Source organism: Acinetobacter sp. GN11, from assembly GCF_054823985.1.
Map to the genome: position 1 here is coordinate 1 of NZ_JRVL01000161.1, position 10705 is coordinate 10705.

General features: G+C 39.2%; 7 protein-coding genes. 5 read left to right on the plus strand and 2 right to left on the minus strand.

Annotation, left to right across the window (positions count from 1 at the left end):
- On the plus strand, positions 1-722 hold a 722-nt coding region (locus tag NL42_RS13970), incomplete at its 5' end, for a hypothetical protein (protein WP_461313184.1).
- A 293-nt stretch (positions 723-1015) separates the two neighbouring features.
- On the opposite strand, the gene NL42_RS13975 is transcribed toward NL42_RS13970, so the two are convergent.
- Entirely contained in the window at positions 1016-2029 is a 1014-nt protein-coding gene (locus tag NL42_RS13975; RefSeq protein WP_461313185.1) for an alpha/beta hydrolase family protein, read from the minus strand.
- A gap of 78 nt (positions 2030-2107) precedes the next feature.
- On the minus strand, positions 2108-2278 hold the full coding sequence (locus NL42_RS13980; RefSeq protein ID WP_461313186.1) for a TetR/AcrR family transcriptional regulator: 171 nt from the start codon (positions 2276-2278) through the stop codon (positions 2108-2110).
- A gap of 259 nt (positions 2279-2537) precedes the next feature.
- On the opposite strand from NL42_RS13980, the gene NL42_RS13985 reads away from it, so the two are divergent.
- The 4 genes from NL42_RS13985 to NL42_RS14000 form a co-directional block, all read left to right on the plus strand.
- Positions 2538-5600, plus strand: coding sequence for a type VI secretion system Vgr family protein (locus NL42_RS13985; protein ID WP_461313187.1), 3063 nt, complete (start codon positions 2538-2540; stop codon positions 5598-5600).
- Positions 5597-7039, plus strand: coding sequence for a hypothetical protein (locus tag NL42_RS13990; protein WP_461313188.1), 1443 nt, complete (start codon positions 5597-5599; stop codon positions 7037-7039). The genes NL42_RS13985 and NL42_RS13990 overlap by 4 nt, the downstream gene beginning before the upstream one ends.
- Positions 7040-7041: 2 nt before the next feature.
- Positions 7042-8106: a PoNe immunity protein domain-containing protein gene (locus tag NL42_RS13995; protein WP_461313189.1), complete on the plus strand. Its 1065-nt coding sequence runs from the start codon at positions 7042-7044 to the stop codon at positions 8104-8106.
- A 64-nt stretch (positions 8107-8170) separates the two neighbouring features.
- Positions 8171-10705: DEAD/DEAH box helicase (locus NL42_RS14000; RefSeq protein WP_461313190.1), on the plus strand; the 2535-nt coding region annotated here is incomplete at its 3' end.

Below are 10705 nucleotides of genomic sequence, written 5' to 3' on the forward strand. Positions count from 1 at the left end.
AATTTCCAGTAGGTAGTCTCAGTTACTTTGAAAACTATGACATTGTTGTCGAAGGTATCACGTTTCAACACCCTGAGCGTATTGATAAGGAAAATATCATTCTGATTCCAGCGAGTGAAGATGTCGTATGGAATAGCAAGATTAGTATTCATGGTTCTAGTGGCACTCATCCAAGTGAAGATATTTTTCACGATGGTACTGAAGTTAAACCATTTGGAGGAAAAATAGATAACGAAGGATTAACAACCCGAATTATCTTTGAAGAAGGCGATGTGAAGCGCTACGAAAATTACGAAGCTGTAATTGATGGTGTGACTTATCACAATCTACCAAAAAATGAGAAAGACAATGCCATTGATCTTACTGTTAAGGTCGATAAGAATGCAGAGATTATTCTTTCTGGTTTAAATGATAAGAGTAAAGCGACACCAGTTTTTAAAAAGGACTCCAAAATTCAACCGTTGAATGGTTTTGTCATCTTTCATGGCGATCGTTCAACGTGCATCATGTTTCGTGAGGGGGACTTGACAGAATTTGCTGCTGGATACAAGTTGTATTATGAAGATACTTTTACAACTGAATACATAGGTCTAGAGCCCACTCACATTCGGTTTGAATCAGTAGGAAAAAATATTTATACCGAGGTCAAACTAGTCACACTGGATAAAAATGGGAATGATATTGAGGTCATTTTTCAGGGGCGCTACAACAAAAACAAATAAAATGAACTGAATGTAACGGCTATTGAAGTTGGCTTTTATTGGGAGGCCAACTTTGGTGACCAACCAGAAACTTATGATGTTGAGACTGATGTTACATCTGGGATGGTGACAATTCTTGCACAAGCTGCTGAATCATAAAACCAAGACCAAGTTCAAGCGGGAGAAACTTTTCTTACAACGGGTTATTGGACTGAGCAGTGTGTGGCGAATTCTTAAGCATGTAGAATTCCGTTTTAAGAATTCACAATAAATTGATTCAAATTTTAGAAAGCAATCCCCATTAAGAAAGTAGTTCAATACTTGCATTGTTGAGTAAGTATCCAGCCAGAAATAGCATTGAGTACTTTAGGCGAATATGCATATTGTCCGAGTAATAAAAAGAGTCCCTGTTTCCAAATCGGCCATTGAGAGGGTAATTGGTAGTCAAACAAAGTGCTCCGCAAAAGCCCGTGAGTTGTTTTTGGGATCAGTACAATGCAACGGGAAGTTTCAGTTGGTAATGTTTTGCTCCAGACATCTATTGTTTCATCGGGATTGACATTTCGGTCATCTTTTCCCATTAGAATGAACACGGGGGTATGTATCTTTGAGATATCTTGGGTTGCATCTGCAAGGGAGTTTCTACGCTCAAAATCCTGGCGAGTACAACGCGATGCACATGGGCGGGCAGCAACGCCTTTGGTAAACTGCTTATCAAAAATTATTGCTTCGCGTTTTTTTGCCTCTTCAATATCAGCAAAGGAGCGCCCTTCAGAATTAAGCCGTTGCCCAGTATAGTATATTCCTTGATTGCGCCAGTTGATTGCTGCACCAGCTAGTATAATAAAATCAGGTGTTGCTAGCTGAGTCACTTTGGGGATAACCCAGCCAGCCTGTGAAAATCCCAAATAACCGATATGGCTTTTTTTTAATTCTGGTTGTTCTTTCAGAATTTGGAGTGCGAATGCTGCTTCATCTGCACGATCTGGCATGTTCTGTGCCAGCCAGTTACCAGTACTTGCCCCTACACCAGGTTTATCCCATGAAAAAACCGCTATGCCCTGTGATACAAGATAATTAACCAGTGGAAAATAGCCATTATCTGACCAACGATCCTGAGGTCCGTCACCATGAACTAAAATAACCACAGGCGGTGAAATTTGATTAGGAGGTAGGATTAGCGTACCTTGCAGGACATTCTGATGATGCTTAAATGAGATAATACGCTGTTGTCCATAATCGGAAATTTCAAATTCTGATAATCGAATGAAAGCTATACTTGTGAGAATAATCACTATAGCTAAAAATGCTGAAAGATATTTACCCATGTAAGGCTCTTTAGTGAATTGAAAATATTACGAAGGCATAAATAATTCTGTGTTAAAAGAGTATTTAAAAATACTTAGTTACATGCCCTTCAAAACTGATCGTGCCGAGATATGCTCTTCCACAGCCATTTGAATATCGAGTTTTAATTCCTGTAGGCAAGCGAATACCAGTTTTTCTTTAGGTGGGAAATGCTTATAAAAGGTCGCTTTAGCAATATCGGATTCCGTAATAATACGATCGATCCCCACGGTGATGTAGCTTATCCTGAATAAAGAGCTGAGTTGCATTACTTAGAATAATTTCTCGGTTTGATTGTTTTTTTTTTTTTGAATTTTATTTGTGCATTCATAATCGGTTATTAAATTTTTTGAAGTAGTAAGCTTACTATTCTAGTGTATAGATAGGGGATTGAACTAGTCATGAGGGGGAGATAGATATAAAAAATAGACAGATCTGTATGTATTTAATAGAATATGTCCGATTATGATCTAAATTTATAAAAATGTGATGTTTAATAATATTTCTCAAGTTTTAGAGAGTTTGGGTTTACTCTCCCAGCATCGTTCGGTGCATCTCCAGTTTTCTGATGCATCCTTGAATAGTCAGGTTTTTTTACAACGCATAGACGGGCAACATTATCTTAATCAGGGCATGACAGCAGAGTTGATCTGTTTATCAACCAATGCCCATATTGCACTTAAACAATTTATTGGGGTACAGGTTGCGGTTGATCAGGTAACAGATCAGGGTCAATTATTCCGAACCACAGGGATTATCACGGGTGCATCACAAGGGCAAAGTGATGGTGCTTTAACCTTATATAAACTCAGCATAAATGATCCAATATATCTCTGGCATAAACGCAGAAATAGCCGTGTGTTTATGAACAAGAGTGTGAAAGAAATTACTGAGGTTCTGTTTCAGGAATGGCAAGGTAAAAGCCCATTATTTGCTGCTAGTCTGACTTTGGATTTGAGCGGATTGAAACAGACATACGATATCCGTCCTTTTGTCATGCAGTTGAACGAGAGTGATCATGACTTCTTAACTCGCTTATGGCGTAGTGAAGGGATTAACTGGCTGATTGATGAAGCTGAACTGATTGTACCGAGCAATACAGATCATATTCAGCCACAAAAGTTACGCCTGATTGATGACAATAGCCAGTATCAGGCATTGGCAAGACGAACGATTCGTTACCATAGAAGTCACGCAACCGAACAATTTGACAGTATGACCAGTCTGATCGCTGGACGTAGTTTGCAGCCGACTTCTGTTTTTGTGCAGCGTTGGCAGTCAGATGTGTTACAACAAACCGATGGGGCAGGTAGTGTACAAAGTACACATCAACATAGTGCCCACTATGACAATCAAAGTTTAAGTCTTGAAGATGCATGGCACTTTAGTCCGGCATGGATGCAAGATTTAAAAGGCGAAGATGGTGTAACCTCCGCAAGTAATCAACAATTAGAGAAATTTAACCAGAACCTCAGCGCTTACCATGATGCTAAGTCCAAGCAGTTTACTGCCCAAACTACAGTACGAGATACCCAAGTTGGCTACTGGTTTGAACTGAATGAGCACCCTGAAATTGATCTGCATAGTGGGGCAGATAAAGAGTTCTTAATTATCGGTAAGCATTACTACAACCAGAATAACTTACCAAAAGACTTAAACCAGCAAATTCAAGCATTAGTTCAACAAAGCCATTGGCAAGCTAGTCAGACAGATGAACGCCAAGGCAATCAACTGATTTTACAACGTCGCCATATCAAGACAGTTCCAGAATACCAGCCATTACAAGATCGACCGGAAGCCACTGTACAACGTGCCCGTGTAGTGGGACCAGCGGGTGAAGAAATTTATGTTGATCAATGGGGACGTATTAAAGTGCGCTTCCTGTTTACCCGAGCCGATGACCACCGTCATGATGGTGGCGCAGGCAGTAACGACAATGATACAGACTCCGCTTGGATTGATGTTGTCACCCCGTGGGCTGGAAAAGGTTATGGGGCACGCTTCTTGCCACGTGTGGGTGAAATCGTGGTGATTGATTTCTTTGACGGTAATATTGATCGTCCGTTTGTAGTAGGTCGCATTCACGAAGCTGAACGGCATCCGACCCAGTTTGACCAGAAAGGACGGCTACCAGAGACTAAAAAACTCAGTGGCATTCGATCAGAAGAAGTGGGTGGTAAAGGATTTAACCAACTCCGTTTTGATGACACCACTGGACAAATCAGTGCCCAGCTACAAAGTAGCCATGCGGTCAGTCAGCTAAACTTAGGTAACTTAAGCCATCCAAAAGACAGTGCGACAAGTGAGGGCCGCGGTGAAGGCTTTGAACTCAGAACAGATCAGTGGGGTGCGGTTAGAGCAGGTAGAGGCTTACTCGTTAGTACCCATAAACAAGACCAAGCTCAAGGAACACATTTAGATGCAGTCGATGCCAAGCAGCAAATAGAAGGTGGCCTTAATAATACCAAGGCACTCAGTGAAGTTGCGAAAAACCAGCAAACTGACCCATTGGAAGTGCTTGAAAACTTAAAAACGTTTATAGAGCAAATTGAACAACAAGATAAAGACAAAGCTGCTCTATTTAAGCAAGCTATTATGATATTAAGCGCACCGAACAGTATTGCTCTTGCGAGTCATGAAGACATTCATTTAAGCGCAGATGGACAGATAAGCCAAAATGCCGGAGACAGCATTAGCCTAAGCACTCAGAAGAACCTGATTGCACATGCCCAAAACAAAATTAGCCTATTTGCAGCCCAACAGGGCGCACGGCTTTATGCGGGCAAAGGCAAAGTTGAAATACAGGCACAAAGTGACGGCGCAGATATTATTGCTCGTAAAGGCATTCAGATTATTTCCACAGAAGATCGTATTGAAATTAGTGCTTCTAAAGAAATTGTGATCACGTCGGGTGGTTCCCAAATCAAGATTAATAGCTCAGGTATTTTCCCTGTTACTGGCGGTAAGTTTGAGGTAAAGGCTGGGCAGCATATGTTTATGGGAGGAGGTAGTGCTTCTGCTACCTTACCTGCCTTACCTAATTTGAATATGCCTGCTAAGGAGCTTGAACTGAAATATGTGTATGGCGATTTAAAGCCAGTCGCTCAAGCACCTTATAAACTTATATTTCAGGATGGTACGACACAAGAAGGCATTCTGGATGGTAATGGTTCTGCAAAAGTACAAGTCTCTGCTGATAAAATCCAGCCAAAGGTCTATTACGGTTTTAGCAATATGGAAGCTAAACCTGATCAACCCAAACAGGACAATACATTTAAAGATAAACACGTAATGAGTGTCATGGCAGCAGAACAATTGATCGAACAATATAACAAGCAAGAACTTGACCACTTATTAGATGAATATTTCCCTGATGAAATACAAGCCATGATAGATGGGCAGGGTGTTGAGTACGATGACCATATCAATGACTATGAGGAAAAAGATTTAGAACAACAAAATAATCCAGATGATGCCATTGCTGATCATGCAGAAGAAATCCCATTGAATGCACAAGCAACCCCACATTTTGGTTTTGGGGGAGATGTATGAGTACAGCCATTGCAAAGTCACCTGCTAAAACCATTCGAGTCACCAAAAAAGGGGAACAATCGGCAGCCGACTGGATAAAAGGTGTATTAGATGGGAGTGGGTCAAGCCCGGCACAAATTATTGTGGCTGTTGTGATTGGCTGTATCCCTTTCGTGGGGCAAGGCGTCGATGTTGGTAATGTTATCGTTTCAATTGTCAAAATTTCAGAAAACCCGAATAACAAAGACAACTGGTTTGATCTGGTCTTTAATATAATTGCATTTGTTCCCGCTGCTGGAGATGGACTTAAAATTGTATTTAAGCAATTGCGTTCAGGTAAAGCGATGGGAGCAATATTAGATGCAATTCCAAGTAAAACCATGCGTGGCGATGTTGAAAAATGGTTTCGTAATTTAAACTGGAATGCTTATACCAAAGAGCTACAGAAAACCGTTAATAAAATGATAGATGGACTCATTAACGTTTTTGATAGCTGGATGACCAGAGCGGTCTTGGGACAGGCCCGATTAAAAACTCTTGTGGTGCAATTGAGAAAAATGAAAACAGTTGCGAACAAGCAAATTGAAATGGTGATGAAAGATCTGCAATTAGCCCATAAAAAGGCTTTAGCAACACCTTATCCAAATACCACAGCGAAGGCACCCATTCATAAAACGGGTTCAAAGAAACCTAATTCTACGTCTGCTCCTCGTACACAGCAAAATGGTCAGGTTCTTAAAAATACCAGTGGTAATACCGCGAAGACAGGAAGCAAGAATACATCAACCAAAAGGGAAGCAAAAAAGCGTAGTAATCAGGAACTAGGTTCGGGTGGTGAGCACATCACGGATTATTATTTTGTGAAGCGGAAAAAGAACCGCAGCAAAATTAATAATAATGGTGTGCTGTATGAATATCACGATACTGGACACAATGGTATCGACCATGTCTGGCATAGCAATAGTATTGGGCATAAGTACCGTGTTACAGATAGTAAATCGACGAATTTAGCCAGTCATAAAAAACTCATGACCCCTAAAGCTGCAATGGCTGCTTTAAGAATGGGATTAGATGTTTACATGAAATCTGATCAGGAAAGTAAAGCTAAACGGTCAGTAGGTACAACAGTCGGTGATGGTGTACAGATGTCACATTTATGGGTTGCGAATAAAATTCGTAGTGCAAAAATAATTCCTGCACATGATAACTTGATTGAGGATATTGCTGCTTGGAGGCGTGTTGAATTTAAGCCTTCAGCAGAGAGAGTTTTTAAAAATGGAAAAGGACAAACTGTCGCTATTCGTTGTCCTTATGATCGGAGCTTAGTTACGATTACGGGGAATTTATTTGATCACCACAGTAAATGTAAGGGGCTGGATAAACCAAAATGTACCCGCACAGTGACTGCACATGCGATTACTTTAGAATTTGTATTGCCAAATGAAATGCTGGAGCGTTAAGAATGTCGATAACAGTCAATGATCAAGATATAGATTGGCAGAAGTGGTTTGATCAGGAAATCAAAGATTCGGATAGTTATAGGGATAGTTTTCTGGAAGCAGAAATGTATCAAAGAAGATTTAATACTATTCTAAATGGCATTTACTCAGTGACTGATGGATTCCGAAAATATAAAACTAGTGCCAAAGCTGGAAAAATGATGAGTGCAGGGCATCAACGCTTACAAGATGTATTAGATTTAATGTCTTTACAATATTCGGCGGGTGGTGATATCGGTTTTATTAAAGAGCTTTACCCTTACGTACTCTATTGGACTGAAGAATATGCTGAAACCAGCCATTTATATAATCTAAGTCTTGATGCTGGGGGACGTTATGTCTGGCATATTAGTTTAGGTACAGAGGACTACTGGTATATTGCTTTACGTTTGATCTGTTTTGGGTTATTGACAGGTTATGCTGATCAAATGTATCGGATTATGCCGATTATTGACTATGTTGAAGCCACACCTGAAGGGCAGGAAAAAGATGGTTTAATCGAGCGTCTGGTTGCTCCCTTTGTAGCAGACTGTGGCACTCCACCAGATGAAGCCAGAAGACATTTGCCTTATCGAAAGTTAATCAAGGTGTTTAATGCTGCACCTGAGCAACGCCCCGCTTTAATATTGCAATATTTAGAAAGCTGGTATGAGGCGAGTCGTAGAGAGCCTTATCATGATCAACATCCACAAACTGATCTTAGATCGGGCGTTAGCTATTATGGTTATTGGTCATGGGAAGCCGCAGCGGTGACTTGGTTGTTAGAAATAGATGATGCTTTATACCGTGATCACGAGTTCTATCCAAAAGACTTAGTTGATTTTGCGCGTTCACAATCAAATGTAGTTCAAGAAGAGAAACAGCCAGAACGTATAAAAGTAAAAGGTGGTGAAGCTTGTATTAAAACAGGTCATTGGATTACTCCAGCTAAACCTGATACACGACTTTATTTTACGCAAGGTGCCATATTGCCAATACTTTCAGAAACGGACTGGGGTGAAGTGTATTGGTATTGGGATAGTGAATAGCCTAAGTGACTTTATCCAGAGATAAAGCTTTAGTTGATAGTTGTAATGTTTAGAAGATAGTAAAATGGCATTTAAAAAACCGATTTTGAAAACAGCTGTACCCGAGAGCCCAGATAGGCTTTTTATTGACTTACCTCGTAGAAAACATGCAAGTTTATTTGATCACCAAGGTCAAATTTTAAGAAGTTATGTTAAGCAAGCACTAAATGAGAAAGACGTAGCAATTCAACTTCCTACTGGTAGTGGTAAAACCTTAGTTGGTCTGTTATTAGCGGAATGGCGGAGAAGAAAATTTAATGAACGAGTAGTGTTCTTATGTCCTACCCGACAATTGGTAAATCAGGTGGTAGAGGAAGCGAATAATAAATATGGCCTACAAGTTGAAGGTTTCGTTGGTTCAGCTAAATATTATTCGCCTGACTCAAAGTCAGCGTATTTAGATGGTAATAGAGTTGCTGTAACTACCTATAATAGTTTATTTAATACTAGACCCTTCTTCAATAATGCTGATGTCATTATTATTGATGATGCTCATGCTGCGGAAAACTATTTACAATCTCTTTGGACTTTCAGTGTTAGTCGTACTGAGGAAAGTGATCAGATCCTGTATAAGGCGATATCGGGAGTTTTAAAGTCTGTTTTACCAGAGCAAAATTTTGCAAGATTATCTGGAGCATGGTCCAGTATAGAAGATGCAACATGGGTTGATAAAATACCTACAAAGAAATTATTAACTATTGCTCAAGATTTAAGAGCAACAATTAACGCTCATTTAACAAGTGAAAATGATCAAAGATTTGCATGGAGCATGTTGCAAGATCATCTAAATGCATGCCAAATTTATGTATCTTCTAATGAAATTCTTATTAAACCTTTAATTCCTCCAACATGGGTACATAGTCCATTTGCAAGTGCAAAGCAAAGAATATATATGTCTGCTACTCTGGGTTTAGGTGGAGACTTAGAGAGATTAACTGGTAGACCTAACATTAAGAGGTTACCTATTCCTGCAGGTTGGGATACTCAAGGTATTGGGCGTAGATTTTTTATTTTTCCTGAAAAATCATTGGATAGTGAACAAATAGTTCAATTGCGAAGAACTTTAATGACTAAGGCTGGGCGTAGCATAGTCTTAACATCCAATAATGAAGCTGCTAAGGAAATTTCAAATGATATCGATATAAATTTAGGGTTCCCAGTTTTTACGGCAAACGAACTTGAAAATAGTAAGTCAGATTTTATTGAAAAGGATCAAGCAGTAGCCGTGATTGCGAATAGGTATGATGGTATAGACTTTCCTGAAGATGATTGTAGATTATTATTCGTTGATGGACTTTCTCAGTCGATCAATTTACAAGAACGCTTTTTCATCAATAAAATGGGAGCTAGTTTACTATTTAATGACCGAATTCAGACGCGGGCTCTACAAGCGATTGGGCGTTGTACTCGTGGACTCAATGATTATTCTGCAGTAATAATCACAGGTGATGAATTAAGCTGTTATTTAACAGATTCAAAAAAAAGAAAATACTTTCATCCAGAACTCCAAGCAGAACTTGAATTTGGTATTTACCAATCTACCGAAGCAGATATACAAGATCTAATTGAAAATTTTGAAATTTTCTTTGAGCATGAAACTGATTGGGAAGATGCGAATCAATCGATTTTGGAAAGTAGAGCCATAGCTGTACAAGAGCAATTTCCAGCTATGGAAGAATTATCTCATGCTGTTAAATACGAAATTAAATGGCAAAAAGCTTTATGGAGTAGTGACTCTATAGAAGCAAGAGAAGCAGCACGAGAAGTCTTAAGTGTCTTAAAGCATCCTGATTTGAAAGGATATAGAGCATTATGGCAGTATTATGCAGGTTCAGCTGCAGACCAGGCATATTTGGAGGGACATACTGGTTTTGATGTAGTTGCTCGCGAGCATTATTTACAAGCTAAAAAAATAGCTATTGCAATACCTTGGCTTACTTCTCTTTCAAGAGAAATGAAGATTGTATCTGATGAAGAAAAACAAGATCAAAAAAATCTATTGGTAATGCAACAGATTGAACAAATTGAAAGTAATTTGATTAATTTAGGTTTGATTTCAAATACTAAGTTTGTAGCTAATGAAGCAAAAATTAGACAAGGACTTAGTAAGCCTGAATCATTTGAAATGGCGCAAGTTGAACTTGGTAAATATCTTGGGTTTAATGCTAATAAAGTTGAATCTGAAGCTTCACCTGATCCTTGGTGGTTTAAGGGAGATTTTGTAATAGTTTTTGAAGATCATGTTGATGCAGGAAATACTTCCTCTTTGAGCGCAACTAAAGCAAGACAGGCAGCATCTCATCCAAAATGGTTGATTGATCATGATCAATCATATAAAAATTGTAAAATTTTACCAGTCATATTAACACCTGTGACGAGGGCAAATGATGGAGCAATTCCACACCTTGAGGGAGTAAGTTATTGGGGGGCTACTGAATTTATTGAATGGTCAGAGAAAGTTCTAAATGTCATTCGAGAATTAAGAAAAACATTTGATGGTCCAGGAAACTTAGCATGGAGAGCTACTGCTGCTGAAGAGTTATCTAAAATTAATGCTGAT

Excerpts from the sequence above, each read along its gene's own strand:
- NL42_RS13985 (WP_461313187.1), top strand. The coding sequence starts at position 2,538 with ATGTTTAATAATATTTCTCAAGTTTTAGAGAGTTTGGGTTTACTCTCC.
- NL42_RS13995 (WP_461313189.1), top strand. The coding sequence starts at position 7,042 with ATGTCGATAACAGTCAATGATCAAGATATAGATTGGCAGAAGTGGTTT.
- NL42_RS13990 (WP_461313188.1), top strand. The coding sequence starts at position 5,597 with ATGAGTACAGCCATTGCAAAGTCACCTGCTAAAACCATTCGAGTCACC.
- NL42_RS13975 (WP_461313185.1), bottom strand. The coding sequence starts at position 2,029 with ATGGGTAAATATCTTTCAGCATTTTTAGCTATAGTGATTATTCTCACA.